Here is a 24,874-nt window from a genome sequence, read left to right on the forward strand (position 1 = left end):
TTTTTTAGCGCAGCAGATGCATAAGCTCAACCGGCGAACGATGCTGATTGAGTAGATCGCGCAGAACGCGCATATAGGGGGCGCTCCAGCTATAAAACTGCCGGTAACCCTCGCATAGCGCATTGGAGCCATCCTCCAGACGCAGCTGCGGGCAGCCCCCACCGCATAATCTTAGCCAGGCGCAGCCCGCGCAGGCTGGCCCCGGCGGATTGTTGGCATACTGCACCGACTCGCCGCGCCAGGCGCGCAGCGTGGCCTCAAACAGCGGCACGACGATGCGGTTAGCATCTTCTTTAACCCAAATCGCAAACACCGCGCAGAGGAAATCCCCCCACAGCCGGGCGTCGGAAGGTTGCAGATGGGGAATAAACTTGATGGCCACGGCTCCCTGAGCGCTCAGCTGATGGTAGACACGCTCGGGGCGTTGGCACGCCTGACGATCGATAATGACTTCCTGTACCGGAAGATCGCTCGCCAGCGATTTGCAGTTCCCGCAGTGCCGATCGTCACCGTAATCGGCCTGACATCCTGTCATGTCATATCCTTAATAAACAAAATCACCTGTCGTATATGGGTTACAGCAAACAACAATGACAGGGAAAGTACTGCGAATGCGATCAAAAATTTGTCACGAACCGCCTGCGGCTGAGCAAAATCGCTTTGCTCAACGTTCATCAGATTGCGGCTGCGGGTATAGCGCCAGAGGATAAGGGCGGCGAACGGCAATATGCACAGCGAAATCCAGAATGCGATCCCCGCCTGATGCCAGTGGTGCTTAATCGCCAGCGCCAGCAGCGCGCCATAGCCTAAAAGGGTGCGAAACCAGGCCAGCGACGTACGCTCCGGCTGCAGGCCCGGATCGCTCTCGCGACGCGCCCGGCGATTATCCGGCATAGAGCACCAGCGCCATCACCACCACGATGACGAGGGTCAGCAGAATACTGATCAGCAGCAGCGTGCGTGTATAGGGAAGATCCTGTTTAAGCCGCATCGCCTTTTCGTTGCTCAGCCAGCGTATATAGCCGTAAATCGCCAGACCGCCGGCAAACAGGCACAGCAGCAGCGCCAGAATTTCGCGAATCAGCGGCGTAGCGAAATCCGGCGCCAGCTGGTCCAGGCCGACGCCACCGGCTAAAAAGCCTAGCGAAGTGCGGATCCACGCCAGAAAGGTACGTTCATTCGCCAGCGAGAAGCGGTAATCCGGCGCTTCACCAAGGCGGGATATTTTCATCATGACTCCTTGATGGATTCCCGGTTGCGTAAAATACCGCCGATTCTACCTGACTGCCAAAGCGGAGGGCATTAATAATCGCCCCGTTTCAGAGGAAGCTCAGGCCTGATAACCGTATAAAGTCGGGCTATCAGGCCGATAAATGAATAACCGGCACCCTGTGGCTGCCGGTCAGCAGGATTAATGCAGTTCCGGCCAGTACGCTTTATTGGCCGCAATCAGGTCATCAAGAATCGCTTTCGCAACGGATGCGCTCGGCACGGTTTTCGACAGCGCAATGGCCTGCCACAGCTTGTGATAAGAGCGCTGTTCCCAGGCATCCACCACCAGTTTTTCCACCGCAACCTGCTGGCTCATCATCCCTTTCTGGAAGTGGGGAATGTCGCCTACCGTCAGCGGCTCCGGTCCGTTGTGGCCAACCAGGCACGGAATTTCCACCATCGCATCGGCGTCAAAGTTATGAATCGCCCCGTTGTTTGGCACAATCAGCAGCATGCGTTCCTGAGTATTAAAGGCAATCGCCGCCGCCAGATCGACGATGTAGGACGCGTGTTCGTCAATTTCCAGATCGCCTGCGGAGGAGTGGCCCGCAGCAATAATGGCCCGACAGGCGCTAAAGACGTTTTTCTCACGGTGATCCATCACCTCGTTGGCGCGGGTGCGTTCCGGATTGGAGTGCGCCACGACGTAGTCCGGGAACAGATAATACTTAAGGTAAGTATTTGGCATCGTATCCGGATCCAGCGCCTGCACGTCCTTCGCCTTGGCGAAGGTGTCGTTCCAGCTCGCCTCGGTATGGGGATCGTTTGATGGCGGAACATAGCCGAATTTCGCCACATGTTCGCGCAGTTTCGGCATCAGATCGTTACCCTGCAGATCTTCAATCGAGGTCCACCAGCCGAAGTGGTTCAACCCATAGTAGCGCACGCGCATCTGCTTGCGGTCCTTGAGGCCGACGATTTGCGCCATCCGCCCTTCGATACCGATCGGCATATCGCAAATGTTGAGAATTCTGGCGTTCGGACGCAGGCGACGGGTCGCTTCCGCCACAATGGCCGCCGGGTTGGAGTAGTTCAGCATCCAGGCGTTCGGCGAATATTTTTCCATATAGTCCACCAGCTCCAGGACGCCGCCGATGGAGCGCATACCGTAGGCGATACCGCCAGGGCCGCAGGTTTCCTGCCCCAGCACGCCGTGGCGCAGCGGAATTTTTTCATCTTTTTCACGCATCGGGTATTTGCCCACGCGGATATGCGCCATCACGAAATCAACGTCGGTAAAAGCCGCCTGCGGGTCGGTGGTATAGCTGAATTCAATCTCCGGCGCCTGCTCTTTGAGGATCACTTTGCACGCCTCGGCGATGGTCTCCTGACGCGCGCCGTCGTTGTCGTAAAATTTCAGCGACCGCAGCGGGAAGCGATCCTGGTTCGCTAACAGCATCAGCACGATGCCCGGGGTGAAGGTACTGCCGCCGCCTGCGATAACAACTGAGAATTTTTTCATGATACTGCCTCCGTCATGGTGGTTTGTTCGGTCTGTAGAGAATCTTTGATGAGGGTTTCCAGCTGGTCGCGGACCTGAGGAACGTGCAGGCCGACGATGACCTGAATTCCGTTGCCGCGGCGGACTACGCCGTGGGCGCCCAGCGCTTTAAAGACGTCGTCGCTTTGCGTCTTCGCCATATCGACCAGCGCGATGCGCAGTCGGGTGGCGCAGTTATTAATGCTTTCGATATTGCCCGCCCCGCCCAGCGCCTGCAGGAAGCCGGCGGCCTGGCCCAGTTTGGTATCCGCGGCCCCCGCGGCGCTGGTTTTGCCGCGCGCGGCCTGGTAATCCGCTTTGCTATAGAGCTTAATTTCACTCTCTTCGCGGCCCGGCGTTTTCAGGTTCAGGCGCAGAATCAACGTGCGGAAGATGACGAAGTAGAGCGCGGTGAAGCACACGCCAACGCCTATCTGGATAAACATCATTGAGGCATGGTTGTGGAACATGGGGATCCAGTTTTGCGGCAGGAACTGGTCGAGCAGGCCGCCGCCAAAGTTGCCTACCACGCCGCAGATATACATCACCGTCGCCATAGTGGCCGCCAGCACCGCATGGACTGCAAACAGCAGCGGCGAGATAAACAGGAAGGTGAACTCTAACGGCTCGGTTATTCCCACCAGTACGGCGGTCAGGGTGGCGGGAATCAGCAGACCGGCGACTTTCACGCGATTTTCCGGCGCGGCGGTGTAGTAGAGCGCCAGCGCGATACCCACGGAACCAAAGACCTTCGAGTTACCGTGCAGCGCGAATCCGCCTTCCGGGAAGAGGGTTTTCAGCGCCTCGGTACTCTGGCTGAACTCATGTAAATGCTGCGCCCAGTAAACCTGAATACCGCTTTCCACTACCGCCGGGCCGAAAATAAACGGTCCGTAGACAAAGTGATGTAAACCGGTCGGGATCAGAATGCGCTCAAGGAAAATATAGACCCAGACCCCCAGCGCCCCGGCCGAGCGTAAGAAGGCCTGCAGCGATTCAATGCCCATCTGCACTTTTGGCCAGCCAAGCAGGGTCAGCCAGGCGCAGGGGATCATCGCCAGGAAGGCGACAATCACCACAAACGAGGAGCCCTGGAAAATCCCCAGAAACACCGGCAGCGGTTTATCGAAGTAGCGGTTATGCAGGGCGGTCACCAGCCCGGAGATAACAATCGCGCCGATAATGCTGGTATCGAGCGTTTTAATCCCGGCCATCATCGTCAGGCCGCTGCCTGGCGTCGGCTCCACGGAAAAATCGACGCCGAAGAAGTGGCCCCAGGTCATTCCCATGGCGTTGATGAAGTAGTTCCAGGTGAGGAAGCTGACCAGTACCGCCAGGCAGGCCCGGCCCTGGGCCTGTTTCGCCAGGCCGATCGGCAGACCGACGGCGAAAATCAGCGGCATATTACGAAAGACGGTCCAGCCGCCCTCTTCAACAATGTGAACGATCTGAGCAAATAAACTATCGGGTGCTGTGAGCGCTTCCCCGACGAACATCGGGTTGCGCAGCATAATGGCGATACCCACCACGATCCCAGCGAAAGGAAAGAGTAAAACCGGGGTAAACATGGCGCCGCCAAAGCGTTGTATTTGACTGAGCATTTGAAAATCCTCATATAACAACTTATAGGGTGAGTGGCCTTATCCATACCCGGCATGCTTCACGTACCACGGTGAATGATTCAGGGTAATTATTTGTACTGGCCTGAAACGAGAATAGAAATTTGCCCGGTCGACAACATGCGGCGCCGTTACGATTCGTGATCGCTTTCATGGTTTTAATTGCGCCAATGTTGTCTACTTTTTAAGTAAAAATTAGACATTCTGAATTGCGCTTATTACGCCTCTGTAACCAAGCGTATTTATCCATATGTATTAACTCTATTTTTAAAGCTAATAATCCGTGCATCATCGTTTTCAACTGAGTGAATAGAGGTCTACTGGTGATCTACAAATCCATCGCCGACAGATTACGTTTGCGCCTCAACTCCTCCGATTTCGAAGTCGGCAGCCCGCTTCCCGGGGAAAAAAAGCTGGCGGAAGAGTTCGGCGTCGCGCGCATGACTATCCGCAAAGCCATCGATCTGCTGGTCACCTGGGGACTGGTGGTGCGTCGGCACGGCTCCGGCACCTACGTCGCCCGCAAAGACCTGCATCATGAAACCAGCAATCTGACCGGGCTGGCCGAGGTGCTGCGCAAGCAGGGTAAAGAGGTGGTCAGCCGGGTATTGGTTTTTGAGGTGATGCCCGCCCCCCCGGCTATCGCCAGCCTGCTGCGGATACAAATTGATGAACGGATCTACTTCTCGCGCCGGGTGCGCTATGTCGATGGCAAGCCGCTAATGCTGGAGGACAGCTATATGCCGGTGAAGCTGTTTCGCAATCTGTCGCTGGTGCATCTGGAAGGGTCGAAGTTCGATTACATCGAGAAGGAGTGTGGCATAACCATTAGCGGCAACTATGAAACGCTGTCGCCGGTGCTGGCGGACAGGCAGCTGGCGCAGTCGATGAACGTGCCGGAGCAGACGCCGCTGCTGCGTATAACCTCCCTGTCCTACAGCGACAGCGGCGAGTTTCTTAACTATTCGGTGATGTTCCGTAACGCCAGCGAGTATCAGGTGGACTACCACCTGCGGCGCGTCCAGGCGGAGAATCCGTTAACCTATCCCCCAGAACAGCACCGCCAGTAGCTGCGGCGTAATAATACGTAAGAACATGACCAGCGGATAAACGGTCGCGTAAGAGAGCGCCGCCGCGCCGCTGGTGGCATGCAGGTTGTTGGCAAAGGCCAGCGCGGGCGGGTCGGTCATTGAACCGGCCAGCATCCCGCACAGGGTCAGGTAGTTCATCTTCGCCAGCATCCGCGCCAGAATACCGACAGCCAGCAGTGGGATAGCGGTGATAAAGATGCCGTAGACAATCCAGCTCATGCCATCACCGTCAATCAGCGTCGCCACAAAATCGCCGCCGGATTTCAGGCCAACCACCGCGAGGAACAGCACAATGCCCAGCTCGCGCAGCGCAAGGTTAGCGCTGGGCGGCATAAACCAGTAGAGCTTACCGATGCTGCCGATACGCCCGAGGATCAGCGCCATAATCAGCGGCCCCCCAGCCAGGCCCAGCTTCAGCGCCGCCGGGAACCCCGGAATAAACAGCGGAATGGAGCCCAGCAGCACGCCCAGGCCAATACCGATAAATACCGGCAGCATCTGCACCTGCTGCAGTTTTTGCTGGGCGTTGCCCAGCTCGGCGGCCACCGCGTCAATCGCCTCCGGACGGCCGACGAGGTTAAGAATATCGCCGAACTGCAGGCTGGCATGGCTGCTGGCGACCAGCTCAACCCCGGCGCGATTGAGTCGCGAGATCACCACGTCATAGCGCTGTTTAAAGTGCAGATCGCGTATGCGTTTACCCAATACTTTTTCGTTAGTGACCACCACGCGCTCGACTTTCAGATCGGTACCGCGCGTGGAGAGCGAAGTGGAAACCTCCTTGCCAATCACCAGCTGGGCATTGTGTAAATCCTCCGGTCGCCCGACCAGGTGCAGCAGGTCCCCGAGCTGAATCAGGGTATTCGGCGCGGGCACCATTAGCATCTCCTCGCGCTTGAGGCGCGAGCAGATCAGCTTGTCGCTGTTAAGCATCGGCACATCCTGAATCGCCATATTGTTCAGGTTGGGGTTTTCGACCCGCACGTTGATGGTCTGAAGATGCGCGTGGCCGTTGCCGCTGATCTCGTCAAACTGCTGGGCTTCTTTCTCGACGTTGATGCGGAAAAACAGTCGCACCAGCCACATGGTCAGCAAAATGCCGCAGATACCAAACGGATAGGCCATGGCGTAGCTCATCCCCATCTGATCGACGGTATCAAGCGGCACGCCAAGGTCGCGCAGGATCTGCTGCCCGGCCCCCAGCGCAGGCGTGTTGGTTACCGCGCCGGAGAAGATGCCGAGCACCACGGGAAGAGGGATATCGAACAGTTTATGCAGGACCGCGGTGACCAGGCCGCCGAGAATGACGATCAGAATAGCGAAGAGGTTCAGCCGCAGGCCGGAGACGCGCAGCGAGGCGAAGAAGCCCGGCCCCACCTGGATACCGATGGTATACACGAAGAGAATCAGGCCAAATTCCTGAATAAAGTGCAGCATAGGGCTGCTGAGCGTAATGCCCGCCTGGTCCACAAAGTGGCCGACGATAATACCGCCAAACAGCACGCCTCCGATACCGAAGCCGACACCGCGCACTTTTACATTGCCGATCCACAATCCGACGACCGCCACCAGCGCCAATACGCTAACGGTCAATGCTATATCACTCATCGTCTCTTCCCTGTGTATAACATTACTCACAATGAGGATTATGACCGGTACTCACCAGGCTGTATGCCGCCTGGCGCACAATAATCACGGGATCAGCCAACGACCATTTTGTTGAACACAGCAAGAAAGGACAAAGTAATGCGTATCACACACAAAAAAGCCCCGAACATCGGGGCTTTATAGGTGGTTAGCTTAATTAGCTATCTAACGCGGGGCGCTCGCTGATGGCGATACGCTGCGGGGCGATCTGTTCCGGCTCGTTGCGGGTCAAATCGATATGCAGCAGGCCGTTGGTAAAGGTTGCCCCGGAGACTTCCATATTTTCGGCGAGCGTGAAGCTCAGGCTAAACGCCTGGTTAACCAGCCCCTGGTGCAGCCATTTGGTCTCTTTTTCCGGCTGCTGCGGCGCGCCTTTTACCGTCAGGCGCGTGCCTTCAAGCTGGATATCCAAATCTTCCTGACGGAAACCGGCCAGCGCAAGGGTAATGCGATAGTGGTTGTCGTCGCTTTTTTCGATGTTATAGGGCGGGAAGCTCTGGCTTTCACCGGCGGTTTGTAGCGCGTTGGCCAGTTTGTCAAAACCGATCCATTGACGCAGCAGCGGGGATAAATCGTAGTTACGCATAGTCTTTCTCCTTCTAAGAAGCGAGTGGATATCTGCAAATCCTGTGGATTCGCCTTTGCCCCCTGACGGCGGGCAGTTTTTTTGAATGAATACCGGGCCGCCTTCGCGGCCCAACAAATTAGTTGATCTCGATACGGCGCGGCTTATTCGCTTCAGGAATAACTCGCTCAAGTTCGATATACAGCAGACCGTTTACCAGGTTGGCGCCGCGAATATGAATATTTTCCGCAAGCTGGAATTTACGCTCAAAATTGCGTTCAGCGATGCCCTGATACAGGTAAGTGCGCTCTTTCTGCTCGGCGGCATGGGCGCCTTTTACGATAAGCAGATTATCCTGCGCGGTAATTTCCAGTTCGCTCTCGGCAAAACCGGCAACGGCAATCGCGATGCGGTAGTTGTTCTCGTCTACTAACTCAACGTTGTACGGAGGATAGCCGCCATTACTCTGGCTTTGATTATTTTCTAACAGATTGAAAAGGCGGTCGAAACCAATAGCAGAACGATACAGCGGGGAGAGATCGAAATTACGCATAATACATAGCTCCTGAAATCAGCGAGAATTATCTGACCTTCCATCATGGACAGGCCGTTATTACCCGGAATACCCATTCGGCGTATTCTCCGGGAGACACATTCCTAAAATGGGTATATCCATGACCTTTTCAAGGGGAAATGGGCAATTTTTTTTGCAGTTTGCGGTCTATTGCTTAGACTGGAGGGACAGCACAAAAGGCAAAGTGCGACGCCTGCCACAGTGCGGCGCAATGGCACTATGCATCCATGGAATGGCCCGATATAACCGATATGTACGCCATTCTTCAGGCCGCGGCTCTGTTGGCTGCGCCCTGCATGATTTTGTACATAGAAGGTTCTATCAACGCCCGTAACGATGACGGAAAAATGATGAAAAACGGTCTGTTAAAGCTGGTCCTGTTTAGCGGGATGATAAGTTTAGGCGGTTGCTCCAGCGTGATGTCACATACCGGCGGTAAGGAAGGAACCTATCCGGGAACGCGCGCCAGCGCGCAAATGCTGGGAGATAGCGATGCCAACTGGGGTACGAAATCCCTGGTGGCGCTGGATATGCCGCTCACGGCCGTTATGGACACGCTGCTGCTACCGTGGGATATGTTCCGCACCGATAGCTCGGTTAAATCGCGCGTGGAAAAGAGCGAGAAAGAGACGCTGGCGACCAACGCAGTGATCCCGCCAGCGCCAATGCCGAACCCCTGATTTAGCGGGCCGTTGCAGTTACCCACAGCTGGCGGTAACCGTCCACCTCCTCCATCCAGGCAAGCTGTTTGCCGTCTGGCGAAAAGACGACCGCGTCGGCCGAAGGCGGATTGACATGCTCATCAGTCAAAAAGTCGATTTCCCCGCTCCGCGCATCACAAAGCGCGATGCGGTTTTCCAGCACAAAGCCCAGCCATTTTCCTGACGGATGCCAGTTAAACGCCGACTGGATATCGGATCGGCTGTTGGTCAGCTGCCGCAGCTTGTCTCCCTGCGCCGAGATAAGCCACATTTGCACCACGCCGGCCTCGTCGCGCATCAGAAAAGCGATGTCCGTTGCCGACGGATTAGCGCGCACCCAATGACGCGGCGTATTCACCAGTCCCGGGTAACGGCGTTGGTGGGTAAACGTTAAGCGACGCTGAACAACGCCGGCAGGGGGCGCCGGCATCGTGGTTTCCGTTCCTGCCAATGGCGCATCGCCAGACTGCTTCCAGCCCTGCTCGCTCTCCGGCAGCTCGACAATAAATAGCTCCGGTACTTTGTCGCCATTTACCGCCAGCGTATCGCCAATAAACGCCAGCGCCCGGTTGCCCACCCAGCCCTCTTCATAGGCGCGATTAATCTCGTCGCTGCCCGGCGCGGGGGTTGGCGTTGTGCGGCTGACCAGCACGCACCAGTGGCTGCCGCCGTATTCTCGTGGATGATCCCCACGCGGTACTACCGGGCCATAGGGAACCGCCACGCCAACGTTGCGCAAATCCAGCGCCGGATCGCGTTCATGCAGCACGTGGTCGTTATAGGTAAAGCTGACAAATTCGCCGCTCGGGCTGAAGACATGCACATGGCTGCCGCCGCGCAGCGCGCCGGGTGTATAGGGGGCGGAAATATCCATCGCATCGAGGTTATGCGTATCTCCCTGCCAGGAGACCACGCCGCGACGATGGTGGAAATCGTAATGCCAGCGCTCGTCAGGGTTTTCCGGGCCGTGGATAAAGACATATTTATCTATCGATGGATGAACGGTCACCACGCCAACGTACGCGCCCTGTCCGGCACGGTAGAGGATCTCAACCTCTCCCGTCTCGACATTCACCCGCTCGATGGTTTCGCCGGTAAAAGAGGCGCCAGAGGGACGAACGTCGAAAACCAGCCACCGGCTGTCCGCCGTCCAGGCGCGCGTGTTGGTAAGCTGATGATGACGGGGAGCAAAGGTGACTTGTTTCATAAACATACCCTGATGCGAGACTTTCGCATCAGGGTATCGTATCGGAAAGAATTAGCCTACTCGTTTGACATCCCCCACCAGCAGGATGTAAGAGAGCGCGCCCACCAGCGCAATAACGGAAATATAAACCAGCGCAGGGGCAAAACCATAATCCTGGGCCAGATAGCCCACCACCAGCGGAACGGTGATACCGCCCAGCCCGCCGACGAAATTAAACATCCCACCGGTCAACCCGATAAGCCGCATCGGCGCAAGCGAAGAGACCAGCGACCAGGTAATGGAAGCGAAGCCGTTACCGAAGAAGGCCAGCGCCATCAGGACCATAATCCACACCGGATCGTTGGTATAGTTTGCGCCCATGATGCAGGTCGAGATCAGCAGGCCGCAGATAATCGGGGTTTTACGCGCGGCGCCTAATGAGAAACCTTTTCTCACCAGCCTGTCCGCCAGCCAGCCGGAGAGCAGCACGCCAACAAAGGCGGCAAGAAACGGAACCGTGGTCATAAAGCCCGCTTTCAGCGCCGTAATCCCCTTTTCCTGGGTCAGATAGTTAGGGAACCAGGTCAGGAAGAACCACAGCGTCGAGGTCACGGCAAACTGTCCAAGGTAAACGCCAATCAGTTTGCGATGGAATACCAGCTTCCAGTCGGCTTTGGTCAGCGGCTGCCGCGCCTCTTTTTTAACGGGCGCATCGCCGTCCACCAGACCACCGCCGTCGCGAATATAATCCAGCTCGGCTTTGCTGATGCTTTTCGTCAGACGCGGCGGCTGATAAACCTTAATCCAAATCAGTGACCATACGATCCCGATAGCGCCGGTAACGATAAATACCCAGTGCCAGCTCAGCATTTCCTGAATCCACATTAATAGCGGGGTCAGGAATGCCAGCCCGACAAACTGGCCTGAGGTGTAAAAACCGACGGCTGATGCGCGCTCGTGCTCCGGAAACCAGCTGGTCACCATGCGATTATTGGTGGGAAACGCCGGCGCTTCAAATATCCCGGTAATCGCGCGCAGGCCAATCAACGACATCAGCCCCGTGGCAAATCCCTGCAGTAGCGTCGCCACCGACCAGCCAAAAATAGCGATAAAGTAGGTCAGCCTCGAGCCCACGCGGTCAAGGAACCAACCGCCGGGAATCTGGCAAAGCGTATACAGCCACGCGAAGGCGGAAAATACATATCCCATTTCCGCTTTGGTAATACCAAACTCTTCCTGAATATGCGCCGATGCCACCGCAAGGTTGGCGCGATCAACATAACAAATCACCACGGTAATAAAGATCATAATCAGCGTCAAATAACGACGACGCCCGGGTTTTGCAGCTGTAACTGAAATATCCATCGCAATCTGTCTCCAGATTTTGGGCATAGCGAGGCCGCTCACCATGCCCGGTAATTTACAGAGGGTTTATTTAAATTTTTTATTAATAACTTAACCGTAATGCGCTAAATAATTTGTGCTGGGGAAAGGCGGCAAATTTTCGCATTCCCGGGAGCATACATTAGTATGTGACTGGGATAAGAAAATGCAGCCAACGCATCAGCAGCGCAAAGTATGACGCGCATTTACCATTCGGCGACGCTACCATCCTCATGCCGCCACAACGGATTACGCCAGTCCGGCGCATTCTGACTTAATTCAATGACCCGCGCTTCATCGATTTCTACGCCAAGCCCGGGCTTCATTAATGGTTTAAAGAAACCGCCTTCCATATTGAAGTCGTCTTTATTTTTCACAAAGTCGAGTAATTCCGCGCCCTTGTTATAGTGAATGCCCATACTTTGCTCCTGGAAGACGGCGTTATAGGAGACAAAATCGACGTGCAGGCAGGCGGCAAGCGCAACAGGCCCCAGCGGGCAGTGCGGCGCCAGCGCCACGTCGTAGGCTTCGGCCATTCCGGCGATTTTATAGCACTCGGTAATACCGCCCGCGTGCGACAGATCGGGTTGGAGAATGGCCAGCCCACCGGCTTCCAGCACGCGTTTAAACTCGAAGCGCGAGAACATGCGTTCGCCCGCCGCGATAGGAATCGAGGTTTGCGCCGCCAGTCGCGGATAATATTCCGCCTGCTCGGCAAGAACCGGCTCTTCAATAAACAGCGGGCGATATTGCTCCAGCTCTTTAATCAGCACCTTCGCCATTGGCGCGCTAACGCGGCCGTGAAAATCGAGACCGAACTCAATTTCATTGCCGAACGCTTCGCGAATTTGCGCGACGGTATTCACCGCCGCATCCACCGCGCGAGAATTATCGATCAGCCCCAGCTCTTCGCAGCCGTTTAATTTGAAGGTATCAAAACCAATACCGCGCAGCTTCTTGATGCCATCAATCACCTCTGCCGGACGGTCGCCGCCAACCCAGCTGTAGGCTTTGATTTTGTCACGCACCAGGCCGCCCATTAGCTGCCAGACCGGCGCGTTCAGCACTTTGCCTTTAATATCCCACAGCGCCTGGTCGATACCGGCGATGGCGCTCATTAAAATCGGGCCGCCGCGGTAAAAGCCCGCGCGGTACATCACCTGCCACAGGTCGTTAATCCGCGCCGGATCCTGGCCTATGAGATAATCGCCGAGCTCATGCACCGCCGCCTCTACGGTGCGCGCGCGCCCTTCAATCACGGGCTCGCCCCAGCCAACCACGCCTTCGTCGGTTTCAATTTTTAGAAACATCCAGCGCGGGGGTAAACGATACGTGGTGAGTTTGGTTATTTTCATTGCACTGCCTCTCGATACGCTTTAACAAATGCTGCCGCCTGCCGTTGGGTACGCTCTACGGATTGGCCAGCGCGATAGAGATCGCTGCCCAGCCCGGCACCGGTACAGCCTGCTTTTATCCACTGCGCCAGATTTTCCGGCGTCACGCCGCCCACCGCAAAAACGGGCACCTCCGGCGGCAAAACGGCCTTTAGCGCTTTGATGTAGTCAGGGCCAAAAGCCGAAGATGGGAAGACTTTCAACGCCTGAGCCCCGGCGTCCAGCGCGGCGAACGCTTCCGTCGCCGTCGCGCATCCGGGGCAAACCGTCATGCCGTAGCTCACCGCACGGCGAATGACCTCGGGCTGAATATTGGGCGTGACGATAAGCCTGCAGCCCATTCGGGCAAGCTGGTCCACCCGCTCTGCATTAAGCACGGTGCCCGCGCCAATCAGCGCCTTATCACCATAAGCCTCAACAACGGCGGGAATACTCTTTTCCCACTGCGGTGAGTTGAGCGGAATTTCAACGGCGTCGAAGCCGGCGTCGATCGCCGCCCCCACGTGCGCCAGCGCCTCTTCCGGCGTAATCCCGCGCAGGATAGCGATAAGCGGTAAGTTAGTTTGCCACTGCATGGATGATGCTCCTTATTCCTGTCTGAAATGCGTTGTCGCCCGACACCACGATGGTCTGACGGCCAATGGCGCTCAGTGCCTGCTGATAGCGGTTCGCCAGCGTCTCGCCGGCGACAATGGTGACCTGCTGGTCGCGAAAGCGTTGGCTCAGGGTGGCGACTTCCGCGCCAATCAGCAGTCCCGACAGAAACTCGCCGACATGCGCGCGCGGCAGCGAATCCAGCACGTGTGAAGCGCGAACCTCAAAAAGCTGCGGCAGGATGTCTGGCGAATGCAGGCCGCGCTCAAGCCCGGCGTTAAACGCGTCAGGAGCAGAGACCTGCTCCGGTAACCCGGCGCCGACCAGCGAGTGGCGCAGCAGCAGATGATGCAGTTCGCCGGTCATCACCGTGCGAAAGTCGTTAATTTGTTGGCGGTCTGCCTGCACCCATTTGCAGTGGGTGCCGGGCATCACGTAGACGGAAGAAGGGGCTATCGCCCGCGCGCCGAGGAGCTGAGTCTCTTCGCCGCGCATCACATTATGGTTATCGTCGCGAGAGACGCTGAGTCCGGGAATAATCCAGACCTTGTCGCTAACGGCAGTTAATTGTTCACCAATGGCGGAGAAATGAACGGGAACCGGCAAGTAGGGTACCGCCTGCCAGCCGACGTTACTGCCGACCATTCCTGCCATCACCGCCGGGGTCGCGCCGTCGCGCCAGCCCCGGGTTATTTCGCTAAACACCGCGGCGGGGGAGTGTCCGTTCAGACGCGTGACGCCTGCTTCCGATTGCCTGCTCTCCAGGCACCGTTCGCCCTGATAGAGCCAGGCGCGCAGGTTGGTCGATCCCCAGTCAATTGCGATGTAGCGAGATGTCATGTGATTTCCTTTAACCTTCGTGTCGAGCTGGCGATCATGGTGAGCGCCGCCTGCTCCGCCGCTTCGCTGTCCTGATGCCGGATGGCGTCAAACAGCGCCTTATGTTCCTGGAGCGTTTTCGGCATGTTGGCCTCATCGCCCATCCACGTTCTTTCAAATACCGCCCGCTGTAGCGAGCTGATCGCCACGTTGAGCTGCTGCAGAACCGGGTTATGCACCGACTGCAGCACCGCCTCGTGATAGCGAATATCCGCTTCGTTAAACGCTTCCCTGTCCTGGTTATTGGCGATCATGTCGTTGAGCGCTTCTTCTATTTGCGCCAGGTCGCTCGACGTCGCGCGCTCTGCCGCCCAGCGGGCGATCGCGGGTTCAACCAGGTTACGTACCTCGCTCATCGCGCTAATCAGCCGCGGGTCGTAATCACTCTCCAGCACCCACTGTAAAACGTCGGTGTCGAGATAATTCCACTGGTTGCGCGGGGTAACGAACGCGCCGCGATAGCGCTTCATTTCAATCAGCCGTTTAGCCATCAACGAACGGAACACTTCGCGAATGATATTGCGCGAGGTGGCAAACTCCTCACACAGGTCGGCTTCAGCGGGCAGCGCAGAGCCGGGAACGTATTTGCCGCTGACAATCTGCTTGCCCAGCGTGATGACGATGCGATCGGTTTTATTGAGAGTCATGGAAAGTCCTTGTGCTCTGGATGTCTCTCTACTTTACCGCGACAGGCGGTTTTAACCGCAACTTTGTAGTACTAACGTGATGTCACTCGTCATTGCTATGGACACAATGTAGTACAACACAAACATGTTGTACTACAATTTAGATCACAAAAACGACAATTCGGTTTGGTGATTTTGCGGCGGGGTAAACTCAAGGCATAAAAAAACCCGCGATTAACGCGGGTTTTTCAGAAAGAGATTTTTAGTTTAAGACATATTTTTCAATAGCATATGCCACACCGTCTTCCAGATTGGATTTGGTGATAAAGTTTGCCGCTTCTTTGACGGCCGGAATCGCGTTATCCATCGCCACGCCGACGCCAGCGTATTCAATCATCGCGATGTCGTTTTCCTGATCGCCAATCGCCATCACCTCTTCCGGCTGGATGCCCAGCGCATCGGCCAGCGATTTCACGCCGGTACCTTTGGTGACGCGTTTATCAAGAATTTCAAGGAAGTACGGCGCGCTTTTCAGCACGGTGTACTTCTCTTTCACCTCAGCCGGAATGCGGGCGATAGCCTTGTCCAGAATCGCCGGCTCATCGATCATCATCACTTTCAGCAGCTGGATATTCGGATCCATCTTTTCGGCTTCGCAGAAGACCAGCGGGATCGTCGCCACGTAGGATTCATGTACCGTGTAATAGCTCACATCGCGGTTCGCGGTATACAGGGTGTTACGATCGAGCGCGTGGAAGTGGGAGCCGACATCGCGGGCCAGCTGTTCCAGATAGCGGTAGTCGTCGTAGCCCAGCGCGGTTTGCGCAACGGTACTACCGTCGCTCGCCTTCTGCACTAAAGCACCGTTATAGGTGATGCAGTAATCTCCAGGCTGCTCCATATGCAGTTCTTTCAGATAGCTGTGCACGCCAGCGTAAGGACGGCCGGTGGTCAGCACCACGTTGACGCCGCGTTCACGGGCTGCGGCAATCGCGGTTTTCACCGCAGGAGAGATAGTATGGTCAGGCAGCAGCAGCGTGCCGTCCATATCGATTGCAATCAGTTTAATAGCCATGAAATCCCCGGGTAAGATGAGTCCTTACTCATGCTAACGCGATTAAGCCCACAAAAATAGAGCTACATTGCGCAGCAGAACCCCCCCTTTTAGGCAAGATCCGGGGAACGGGGTCTTACTCGCGGGTGAGCACGATTTTGCCAAACGCACCGCGATCGAGGTGTTCAAGCGCCTGTGCAAGCTGGTTAAAGCGGTAACGGTGCTCAATCACCGGTTTCAGCCTGGTCACGTCAACGGCGCGGACAAAATCTTCCAGTGCGCGACGGTGCCCCACGCCAATACCTTGAATCACCGGGGATTTCAGCAACAGTTCGCCTGCCGGTAGCGAGATTTCACTGCCGGCCAGCACGCCGATGACCGAAATACGCCCATGAACCGCCACGGCGCGCAGGGAATGCCTCAGGTTCTCCCCGCCAACGGTTTCAATGATGTGGTCGATGCCGCGATCGTTCGTCAGTTCGTATATCCCTTCAGCCCAGTCGCCCTTAAGCCGGTTGATGCCATAATCGGCGCCGAGTTGTTTGGCCCGCGCCAGTTTTTCATCGCTCCCGGACGTGACAAAAACCTCTGCCCCCTGCGCTTTGGCAATTTGCAAAGCGAATATCGCCACACCGCCCGTGCCCTGCACCAGTACCGATTGCCCGGCGCGTAAATGACCGCGCTCCACCAGCGCGAACCATGCGGTAAGCCCGGCGCACGGTAACGTGCTGGCCTCGACGTCATCCAGGGTTTCCGGGGCGGCCACCAGCCCGTTTTCATTCACAATCACGTACTCAGACAGCATGCCCTGGAAGTAACCGCCGGTCGTTTTATAGGGCAAAGTGCGGGCGTCCGCTGTTGGCCTACCGTCGATCCACTCCGGGAAAAAGGTCGAGATGACGCGAGCGCCGGGTGTGAAACGCGTGACGCCCTCACCCGTACTTTCCACCACGCCCGCCATATCGGACGCCGGCGTAAACGGGAAGGAAAGCGCAATCGGCATGGTGCCTTCAATGACCATTTTATCGCGATAGTTGAGCGCAACGGCATTCACCCGTACGCGGACTTCACCCGGCCCTGGCTGCGGAACAGGCGCCTGGATGAGTTTGAGGTTGTCGCGCCCGAGGGCGTCCATGGACCAGCGTTGCATTGTCTCAGTCATTTTTTCTCTCCTGCCATTAAATAAGCTTCAGGAGCGACAGTCTACCGTTGACTCAGGGTCGCCAGTGGCGATAAGTTTTCCCATTATTGATGAAAGAAAAGATACAATCTATGACCGATACGCTGAAGGATATTCCGGTTTTTGTGGCCGCCGTTGAGGCGGGGAGTTTTGCTCAGGCCGCAATCCGTTTGCACTTGTCGCGTTCGGCGGTGGGAAAGAGCATCGCTCGCCTTGAGGAGCGACTGGGGGTACGTCTGTTTCAACGTACCACCCGCAGCCAGAGCCTGACCGACAACGGCGCCCTTTTTTATGAACACTGCCTGCGCGCGCTGGAGGAAATTCGGGGCGCAGAATTGCTGCTGGAAACGGGGAAACAGCAGGTCAGTGGCCGCCTGCGCGTGGCCATGCCGGTGCTGTTTGGCCGCCAGTGCGTCGCCCCGCTGCTGATCGCGCTGGCGCAGGAACATCCAGGCCTTGAGCTGGAGATGTCATTCAGCGATCGCGTGGTGGATCTCGTCGAGGAAGGGTTTGATATGGCGGTGCGTAACGGCACGCTTCAGGACAGCAGCGTTCTGGTCGCCCGAAGGCTGGGAGAACACCGCATGGTGCTGTGCGCCGCGCCGGATTATCTGCTGAAGAAGGGCACGCCGCAAAGCGTTGATGATTTACCCCATCATGCGGCCATTAACTATCTGCAGGCCGGCAGAGTACTCTCCTGGCAACTGATGGATAGCGAAGGTGCCTCGCACACCTTCACTCCCCGTTCATCGCTCAATATGGATGATTTGCAGGCGATCTGCGACGCTGCACTGGCCGGACACGGCATTGCATGGCTGCCCTGCTGGATGGTCAGCAAAGAAATTCATCAGGGAAAACTCGTTCCGCTGTTAAAGCAGGCGCCGGATGTGCGCTTCGACGTTCACGCGGTCTGGCAACAGACGCCGCATCTACCGCTGAGGGTGAGAATTGCCGTCGATACGCTCGCCAGCCGCTTACCGTCCGTGATGTCGCTGGACAGGCCTGCGCCCACAAAAAAGCCGCGCTAAACGCGCGGCCTGAGTATGGCGGTGTACGACGATTAAATATCGATGTTTGCCGCTTTGAGGGCGTTCTCTTCGATAAAGGCGCGACGCGGTTCAACGGCGTCCCCCATCAGGGTCGTGAACAGCTGGTCAGCGGCAATCGCGTCCTTGACGGTCACGCGCAGCATGCGGCGGCTGTCCGGATCCATGGTAGTTTCCCACAGCTGATCCGGGTTCATCTCACCAAGACCTTTATAGCGCTGGATAGAGAGGCCGCGACGGGACTCCTTCACCAGCCAGTCCAGCGCCTGCTCGAAGCTGGCAACCGGCTGACGACGTTCGCCGCGCTCGATAAAGGCATCGTCTTCAATCAGACCGCGCAGCGTTTCGCCCAGCGCGCAGATACGGTGGTATTCCGGCCCGGTGACAAACTCGTGATCCAGCGGGTAGTCGGTATCCACGCCGTGGGTACGCACGCGAACGATCGGCTCAAACTGCTGCAGCTCGGCGTTCTCGCGGACATCAAATTTCCACTGGCTGCCGTGCTGCTCTTTCTCGTTCAGCTCGCTCACCAGGGCGTTGATCCAGCGCGTTACGGTCTGCTCGTTCGCCAGGTCGGCCTCCGCCAGCGTCGGCTGATAGATAAGCTCTTTCAGCAGGGCTTTAGGATAACGACGTTCCATACGCGTAATCATTTTCTGCGTGGCGTTATACTCGGCAACCAGTCTCTCCAGCGGCTCGCCGGCTAAGGCCGGCGCGTTGGCGTTGGTATGCAAAGTGGCGCCATCCAGCGCGATGGAGATTTGGTACTGATCCATCGCTTCGTCGTCTTTAATGTACTGTTCCTGCTTGCCTTTCTTCACTTTGTACAGCGGCGGCTGGGCAATGTAGACGTGTCCGCGCTCAACGATTTCCGGCATCTGGCGATAGAAGAAGGTCAGCAGCAGCGTACGAATGTGCGAGCCGTCGACGTCCGCATCGGTCATGATGATGATGCTGTGGTAGCGCAGTTTGTCCGGGTTGTACTCATCGCGGCCAATGCCGCAGCCCAGCGCGGTAATCAGCGTCGCCACTTCCTGAGACGCGAGCATTTTGTCAAAGCGCGCTTTCTCAACGTTAAGGATTTTACCTTTCAGCGGAAGAATCGCCTGGTTCTTACGGTTACGCCCCTGTTTCGCAGAGCCGCCCGCAGAGTCCCCTTCCACTAAGTACAGTTCAGAGTGCGCGGGGTCGCGTTCCTGACAGTCCGCCAGCTTGCCCGGCAGGCCAGCCAGATCCAGCGCGCCTTTACGGCGAGTCATTTCACGCGCGCGACGTGCGGCTTCGCGCGCGCGCGCCGCGTCGATGATTTTACCGACCACGATTTTGGCGTCAGACGGGTTTTCCAGCAGGTATTCGTTCAGCAGTTCGTTCATCTGCTGTTCGACCGCCGATTTCACCTCGGAAGAGACCAGCTTGTCTTTGGTCTGCGAGGAGAATTTCGGATCCGGCACCTTCACGGAGACCACGGCAATCAGGCCTTCACGGGCATCGTCGCCGGTGGCGCTGACTTTCGCTTTTTTGCTATAGCCTTCTTTATCCATGTAGGCGTTCAGGGTACGGGTCATTGCCGCACGGAAGCCTGCAAGGTGGGTACCGCCGTCGCGCTGCGGAATGTTGTTGGTAAAGCAGTAGATGTTTTCCTGGAAACCATCGTTCCACTGCAGCGCAACTTCAACGCCGATACCGTCTTTTTCGGTGGAGAAATAGAAGATATTCGGGTGGATCGGCGTTTTGTTTTTGTTCAGATATTCGACGAACGCTTTGATACCGCCTTCGTAGTGGAAATGATCTTCTTTACCGTCGCGCTTGTCGCGCAGGCGAATCGACACCCCGGAGTTCAGGAACGACAGCTCGCGCAGGCGTTTTGCCAGAATCTCGTATTCGAATTCGACCACGTTGGTAAAGGTTTCGTAGCTCGGCCAGAAGCGAACCATGGTGCCGGTTTTTTCGGTTTCGCCGGTAACCGCCAGCGGCGCCTGCGGCACGCCGTGGGCATAAATCTGACGGTGAATTTTGTTATCGCGCTGAATGACCAGCTCCAGCTTCTGCGACAGGGCGTTAACAACGGAAACGCCTACGCCATGCAGACCACCGGAAACTTTATACGAGTTATCATCGAATTTACCGCCCGCGTGCAGAACGGTCATGATCACTTCCGCCGCCGACACGCCCTCTTCCGGGTGAATACCGGTAGGAATACCGCGGCCGTCATCCTGTACGGAGACGGAGTTGTCGCTGTGGATAGTAACAACGATGTCTTTACAGTAACCTGCGAGCGCTTCGTCGATAGCGTTATCCACAACCTCGAATACCATGTGGTGCAGACCGGTGCCGTCATCCGTGTCGCCGATATACATACCCGGGCGCTTACGCACCGCATCCAGCCCTTTCAGGACTTTGATACTGGAGGAGTCATAAGAATTCGACATCAACGTTTCTCGCTCATTTCATCTTAGGTTAATCCGCTATTTTACCCTTTTCCACGGTAAACATCTTCGAATTTTCGTCCGACATGTCCATAACGTGTTCAGCGCTAATGGCGCTGACGAAAACCTGCGACTGCGTGGCTTTTAAGCGGCTGGCCAGCAGCCCGCGCCGAGCGTCGTCAAGTTCCGAGGCAAAATCATCTATCAGGTACAGGCAGCGCCGCCCGCTTTCACGGGTCAGAAACTCGCCTTGCGCCAGTCGTAGGGCGCACATCAGCAGCTTAAGCTGCCCGCGCGACAATGTATCCTCTACCGGCGCGCCGTCGGCACGAATGCGGAAATCCGCTTTGTGCGGGCCGTGGGCGGTATAGGTTAGCATGCGGTCGCGTTCGAAATTTCGCTCCAGCACCTCGGCATAATCCGTTTCTTTCTCCCAGCCGCGCTGGAAAGAGAAGGTGAGAGCAAACTCCGGTAAAAACTGCCGACAGGTATCCGCCATGTCTTCGACGATAGCGGCACTGTATTCGGCCCGCCAGCGGCTGATTTGCTCCGCCAGCGGTATCAGCTCCAGATCCCAGGGCCGCAGCTGCGCATAGCGGCTGACCTGACGCAGCGCGGCGTTGCGCTGCTTCACCAGCCGCTTCAGGTTGCTCCAGGCGGTAAAGAATCCGGCTTCGTTGTGGAAGCATCCCCAGTCAAGGAACGCTCTTCTGTATTTGGGGCCGCCGTTGAGTAAAGTAAACCCCTCGGGCGTAATCAGCTGCATCGGCATCAGGTGCGCCAGCTCCGCCACTTTATGCCCGTCAGTGCCATCGATACGCACCTTGCTGTCGCCCTGCTTATCTTTTGTCAGACCGATAGATACTTCTCGCTCTTCGCCCTGCAGGCGACCGTGCAGGACAAAGGACTCCTGCTCGTGACGAATCACGCGGCCAATCTGCAAACTACGAAACGCCCGACCATGGCCAAGCGTGTAGATAGCTTCAAGTACGCTGGTTTTGCCGCTGCCGTTGGCGCCAACCAGGAAGTTAAAGCCGGGAGATAGGGCGAGATCCGCATTTTCAATATTGCGGAAGTCTTTGATTAGAAGTCGGGATAGCGACATATCAGCTCATAACCAGGGCGTTATCGGCGCAGTTAGTCTGGTTACGGCCAGCGCGCAGCAACCGGAGCGTACTAAAGTACGTGAGGATTGCGAGCACTGCCCGGAGCCAGAATAACAAGTAAGATAGCCCGATATTTTCTACAGCCTCATAGGCATGACGACATAGGCTGCGGATTGCGAAGCCGCATCCTCAATCTGCACGCTCGACACGGAATCGGTCAGCAGAATACGCACATTCTCGCACTTCAGCGCGTTAAGCACATCCAGTACATAGCTGACGTTAAAGCCGATTTCCATCTCAGTCCCGGCATAGGTGACGTCCAGAATCTCTTCCGCTTCTTCCTGTTCCGGGTTATTGGCGGTGATTTTCAGCTGATTTTCACTGACGTAAAGGCGCACGCCGCGGAATTTTTCGTTAGAAAGAATCGCCGCGCGGGCAAAGGCCTGCTTGAGAATATCGCAGCCGGCATCCAGGTGCTTATCCGGGTTTTTCGGCAGTACGCGGCGATAGTCAGGGAAACGACCATCCACCAGCTTTGAAGTGAAGATAAAGTCGCCAACGTGAGCGCGGATATTGTTGCTGCCGATCTGCACGCGCAGCGGGGTATCGCCGCCGTCGAGCATACGCATCAGCTCAATCACGCCTTTACGCGGTACGATCACCGAATGATTGGGCAGGGACTCTTCCAGCGGCATCGAGCAAACCGCCAGGCGGTGGCCGTCGGTCGCCACGGTGCGCAGTTCGCTGCCTTCGGTTTCAAACAGCATGCCGTTCAAGTAATAGCGAACGTCCTGGTGAGCCATCGAAAACTGCGTCGCCTCAATCAGGCGCTTCATGGTCGCCTGCGGCAGGGTAAATTCAACTTCGCTCTGCCAGTCATCAAGGTTGGGGAAATCCGCTGCTGGCAGCGTAGAGAGCGAGAAGCGGCTGCGACCGGAACGCACCAGCATACGCTCGCCTTCCAGCTGTACCGCAATCTCTGCGCCTTCAGGCAGGCCGCGGCAGATATCAAAAAATTTACGCGCCGGAACGGTTGTTGCTCCCGCTTCGTGCGGCTGAATCAGCGCAACGCGCGCGACCATTTCCATTTCCAGATCGGTACCGGTCAGCGACAGCGCGCCATCGGTAACCTGAAGGAGCAGGTTGCCAAGAATCGGTAGCGTCGGACGACCACCTAAAGGACCGCTCACCTGTTGCAGCGGTTTTAATAAATGTTCACGTTCTACGGTAAATTTCATAGCGTCACGAGGATAATGTTCTGATTAAATTGGAAAAATCTTCTTTGATATCGTGGCTTTCTTCACGCAGTTGCTCAATCTTACGGCAAGCGTGCAGGACGGTGGTATGGTCGCGGCCGCCAAACGCATCGCCGATTTCCGGCAGACTGTGGTTGGTCAGCTCTTTTGCCAGCGCCATCGCCATCTGGCGGGGGCGCGCCACCGAACGGGAGCGGCGTTTAGACAGCAGGTCCGCTACCTTAATTTTGTAATACTCCGCCACCGTCTTTTGAATATTGTCGATGGTGACCAGTTTTTCCTGCAAAGCCAACAGATCGCGCAGCGCTTCGCGTACGAAATCGATGGTGATCGCCCGGCCGGTAAAGTTGGCGTTGGCGATAACGCGGTTCAGCGCCCCTTCCAGCTCACGTACGTTAGAGCGCAGGCGCTTGGCAATGAAGAACGCCACTTCGCCCGGCAGGCGGATGTCGTTTTCATCGGCTTTTTTCATCAGGATCGCCACGCGGGTTTCCAGCTCAGGCGGCTCGATCGCAACCGTCAGCCCCCAGCCGAAGCGTGATTTCAGACGATCTTCAACCCCGTTGATCTCCTTCGGATAGCGATCCGACGTCAGGATGATCTGCTGATTGCCTTCCAGCAGGGCGTTAAAGGTGTGGAAAAACTCTTCCTGCGAGCGCTCTTTATTAGCAAAAAACTGAATGTCATCGATCAGCAGTGCGTCAACGGAGCGGTAATAGCGCTTAAATTCTTCAATGGCGTTGTTTTGCAGGGCTTTTACCATGTCCTGTACAAAACGCTCGGAGTGCATGTAAACCACTTTCGCATTGGGTTTACGCGCCACAATTCCGTTACCCACCGCATGTAAAAGGTGCGTTTTACCCAGGCCGGTGCCGCCATAAAGAAACAGCGGGTTGTACGCGCCGCCGGGATTATCCGCAACCTGACGCGCCGCCGCGCGAGCCAGCTGGTTGGATTTACCTTCGACGAAGTTATCAAACGTATGTTTGACGTTGACGTTAGAGCGGTAGGTCGGTTCTGCCGGCGCCGGAACGTTATCCCAGCCCGGACGCACGATAGTGGGCGCAACGCGCGCCGTCTGGATCTGCTGCGCAGGCGCTGCGGCCGCAACGCTTACCGTACCTCTCTGCATCTGAACGGCAGGCTTAGCGCCCACCTCAAACCGCAGCTGTGGGGCATCCGCACCGCAAAAATCATTGAGGAGTCCATTGATATTATTGAGGTATTTATCCCTTACCCAATCGAGCACAAAACGGTTTGGCGCATACAGTGCCAGCGTGTTATCGCTCAATTCCGCCTGCAAAGGGCGTATCCACATGCTGAATTCTGTGGCTGGTAACTCATCCTGCAATCGGGCAAGACACTGCTGCCAAAGCGAAAGTGACACGGCGGACTCCACTCGAACAAAAATCGATATATAAAGAGAAACTGAAACAATCGTGATTGTTGGCACACGTCGACAAGACCCTGCATAGCCGAAAAGCCCCTGCACAAAAGGGGTGACGTGCGAACCGCTATCTGCGGTTATTACCCGATGCGGATCTCTGGATCCCGATCGGGACCGGGGATCATAGCCTAAACTGAGAAAGAGATCTTGTGTTTCTCAACAGATTCTTCCCGATTTATCCACAGGAAGGATCGAAGCTGGGTAAGTGTAATCGATCCTGGCTGGAGTGGGGCACGATTTCAGCCGCATATTGGAAAAATTAATGAACTATCCTGGTTTTGGGCTTAATCGATCTAACAAAGATCCTTTGCGATCCTTGCGCTTTATCCACCAGGTCGTATAATCCAC

Annotated in this window: 23 protein-coding genes and 1 other annotated feature; of the genes, 3 read left to right on the forward strand and 20 right to left on the reverse strand. The window is 56.4% G+C overall.

Annotated elements, in window-relative coordinates; all coding sequences use genetic code 11:
• Positions 1-4: 4 nt before the first annotated feature.
• From FQK12_RS09365 to FQK12_RS09385, 5 genes are all read right to left on the reverse strand, one after another.
• On the reverse strand, positions 5-535 hold the full coding sequence (locus FQK12_RS09365) for a radical SAM protein (RefSeq protein WP_004855659.1): 531 nt from the start codon (positions 533-535) through the stop codon (positions 5-7).
• Positions 532-894 carry a DUF202 domain-containing protein gene (locus FQK12_RS09370; RefSeq protein WP_014227322.1) on the reverse strand — a complete coding sequence of 121 codons (363 nt, stop codon included), beginning with the start codon at positions 892-894 and terminating at the stop codon, positions 532-534. Before FQK12_RS09370 ends, FQK12_RS09365 begins: the two co-directional genes overlap by 4 nt.
• Positions 884-1,231, reverse strand: coding sequence for a YidH family protein (locus FQK12_RS09375; RefSeq protein WP_004855665.1), 348 nt, complete (start codon positions 1,229-1,231; stop codon positions 884-886). Before FQK12_RS09375 ends, FQK12_RS09370 begins: the two co-directional genes overlap by 11 nt.
• Positions 1,232-1,411: 180 nt before the next feature.
• On the reverse strand, positions 1,412-2,734 hold the full coding sequence (locus FQK12_RS09380; protein ID WP_004855669.1) for a 6-phospho-alpha-glucosidase: 1,323 nt from the start codon (positions 2,732-2,734) through the stop codon (positions 1,412-1,414).
• Positions 2,731-4,353, reverse strand: a complete 1,623-nt coding sequence (locus FQK12_RS09385; protein WP_009654320.1) for an alpha-glucoside-specific PTS transporter subunit IIBC — start codon at positions 4,351-4,353, stop codon at positions 2,731-2,733. The genes FQK12_RS09380 and FQK12_RS09385 overlap by 4 nt, the downstream gene beginning before the upstream one ends.
• Before the next feature lie 341 nt (positions 4,354-4,694).
• On the opposite strand from FQK12_RS09385, the gene FQK12_RS09390 reads away from it, so the two are divergent.
• Positions 4,695-5,441, forward strand: a complete 747-nt coding sequence (locus FQK12_RS09390; RefSeq protein ID WP_014227323.1) for a GntR family transcriptional regulator — start codon at positions 4,695-4,697, stop codon at positions 5,439-5,441.
• On the opposite strand, the gene FQK12_RS09395 is transcribed toward FQK12_RS09390, so the two are convergent.
• The 3 genes from FQK12_RS09395 to ibpA form a co-directional block, all read right to left on the reverse strand.
• On the reverse strand, positions 5,409-7,070 hold the full coding sequence (locus FQK12_RS09395; protein WP_004855675.1) for a putative transporter: 1,662 nt from the start codon (positions 7,068-7,070) through the stop codon (positions 5,409-5,411). The two genes, FQK12_RS09390 and FQK12_RS09395, sit on opposite strands and share 33 nt — an antisense overlap.
• A gap of 196 nt (positions 7,071-7,266) precedes the next feature.
• Positions 7,267-7,695, reverse strand: a complete 429-nt coding sequence (ibpB, locus tag FQK12_RS09400) for a small heat shock chaperone IbpB (protein WP_014227324.1) — start codon at positions 7,693-7,695, stop codon at positions 7,267-7,269.
• 118 nt (positions 7,696-7,813) lie between these two features.
• Positions 7,814-8,227, reverse strand: a complete 414-nt coding sequence (ibpA, locus tag FQK12_RS09405) for a small heat shock chaperone IbpA (protein ID WP_014227325.1) — start codon at positions 8,225-8,227, stop codon at positions 7,814-7,816.
• Positions 8,221-8,295 (reverse strand) — a sequence feature (ROSE (Repression Of Heat Shock gene Expression) occurs in the 5'-region of heat shock genes and acts as an RNA thermometer to modulate expression.). Its footprint overlaps the gene before it by 7 nt.
• Positions 8,296-8,595: 300 nt before the next feature.
• On the opposite strand from ibpA, the gene FQK12_RS09410 reads away from it, so the two are divergent.
• Entirely contained in the window at positions 8,596-8,928 is a 333-nt protein-coding gene (locus tag FQK12_RS09410) for a YceK/YidQ family lipoprotein (protein ID WP_025107564.1), read from the forward strand.
• Position 8,929: 1 nt separating this feature from the next.
• Here the strand turns inward: FQK12_RS09410 and FQK12_RS09415 are convergent, their stop codons facing one another.
• From FQK12_RS09415 to FQK12_RS09450, 8 genes are all read right to left on the reverse strand, one after another.
• Positions 8,930-10,156 carry a DUF3748 domain-containing protein gene (locus tag FQK12_RS09415; protein WP_014227327.1) on the reverse strand — a complete coding sequence of 409 codons (1,227 nt, stop codon included), beginning with the start codon at positions 10,154-10,156 and terminating at the stop codon, positions 8,930-8,932.
• Between the two features lie 51 nt (positions 10,157-10,207).
• The gene (locus FQK12_RS09420; RefSeq protein WP_071881706.1) at positions 10,208-11,545 is read right to left on the reverse strand and encodes an MFS transporter; all 1,338 of its coding nucleotides are present in this window, start codon (positions 11,543-11,545) and stop codon (positions 10,208-10,210) included.
• 179 nt (positions 11,546-11,724) lie between these two features.
• A complete protein-coding gene (gene dgoD / locus FQK12_RS09425) occupies positions 11,725-12,873 on the reverse strand; it encodes a galactonate dehydratase (RefSeq protein WP_014227329.1) in 1,149 nt (382 codons plus the stop codon).
• On the reverse strand, positions 12,870-13,487 hold the full coding sequence (locus FQK12_RS09430; protein ID WP_014227330.1) for a 2-dehydro-3-deoxy-6-phosphogalactonate aldolase: 618 nt from the start codon (positions 13,485-13,487) through the stop codon (positions 12,870-12,872). The genes dgoD and FQK12_RS09430 overlap by 4 nt, the downstream gene beginning before the upstream one ends.
• A complete protein-coding gene (locus FQK12_RS09435; protein WP_014227331.1) occupies positions 13,471-14,346 on the reverse strand; it encodes a 2-dehydro-3-deoxygalactonokinase in 876 nt (291 codons plus the stop codon). The genes FQK12_RS09430 and FQK12_RS09435 overlap by 17 nt, the downstream gene beginning before the upstream one ends.
• The gene (gene dgoR / locus FQK12_RS09440) at positions 14,343-15,032 is read right to left on the reverse strand and encodes a D-galactonate utilization transcriptional regulator DgoR (RefSeq protein WP_014227332.1); all 690 of its coding nucleotides are present in this window, start codon (positions 15,030-15,032) and stop codon (positions 14,343-14,345) included. The genes FQK12_RS09435 and dgoR overlap by 4 nt, the downstream gene beginning before the upstream one ends.
• Positions 15,033-15,273: 241 nt before the next feature.
• Entirely contained in the window at positions 15,274-16,086 is an 813-nt protein-coding gene (gene yidA, locus FQK12_RS09445) for a sugar-phosphatase (protein ID WP_004855697.1), read from the reverse strand.
• A gap of 115 nt (positions 16,087-16,201) precedes the next feature.
• Positions 16,202-17,227: a zinc-dependent alcohol dehydrogenase family protein gene (locus FQK12_RS09450; RefSeq protein WP_014227333.1), complete on the reverse strand. Its 1,026-nt coding sequence runs from the start codon at positions 17,225-17,227 to the stop codon at positions 16,202-16,204.
• Between the two features lie 110 nt (positions 17,228-17,337).
• Here FQK12_RS09450 and FQK12_RS09455 point away from each other — a divergent pair, with 110 nt between their 5' ends.
• On the forward strand, positions 17,338-18,273 hold the full coding sequence (locus tag FQK12_RS09455; RefSeq protein ID WP_014227334.1) for a LysR family transcriptional regulator: 936 nt from the start codon (positions 17,338-17,340) through the stop codon (positions 18,271-18,273).
• 32 nt (positions 18,274-18,305) lie between these two features.
• Here FQK12_RS09455 and gyrB read toward each other — a convergent pair whose 3' ends face one another.
• The 4 genes from gyrB to dnaA all read right to left on the reverse strand — a co-directional run bounded on the left by gyrB (position 18,306) and on the right by dnaA (position 24,466).
• Positions 18,306-20,720: a DNA topoisomerase (ATP-hydrolyzing) subunit B gene (gyrB, locus tag FQK12_RS09460; protein WP_004126944.1), complete on the reverse strand. Its 2,415-nt coding sequence runs from the start codon at positions 20,718-20,720 to the stop codon at positions 18,306-18,308.
• Between the two features lie 28 nt (positions 20,721-20,748).
• Positions 20,749-21,822, reverse strand: coding sequence for a DNA replication/repair protein RecF (recF, locus tag FQK12_RS09465; protein WP_004126948.1), 1,074 nt, complete (start codon positions 21,820-21,822; stop codon positions 20,749-20,751).
• A gap of 138 nt (positions 21,823-21,960) precedes the next feature.
• A complete protein-coding gene (gene dnaN, locus FQK12_RS09470) occupies positions 21,961-23,061 on the reverse strand; it encodes a DNA polymerase III subunit beta (protein ID WP_004107206.1) in 1,101 nt (366 codons plus the stop codon).
• Between the two features lie 4 nt (positions 23,062-23,065).
• Complete coding sequence (dnaA, locus tag FQK12_RS09475) at positions 23,066-24,466, reverse strand: chromosomal replication initiator protein DnaA (protein ID WP_004871826.1); 1,401 nt, start codon at positions 24,464-24,466, stop codon at positions 23,066-23,068.
• Positions 24,467-24,874: the final 408 nt, after the last annotated feature.

Origin of the sequence: Klebsiella sp. ME-303, assembly GCF_007910085.1 — a bacterium.
GTDB classification, from domain to species: domain Bacteria; phylum Pseudomonadota; class Gammaproteobacteria; order Enterobacterales; family Enterobacteriaceae; genus Klebsiella; species Klebsiella michiganensis.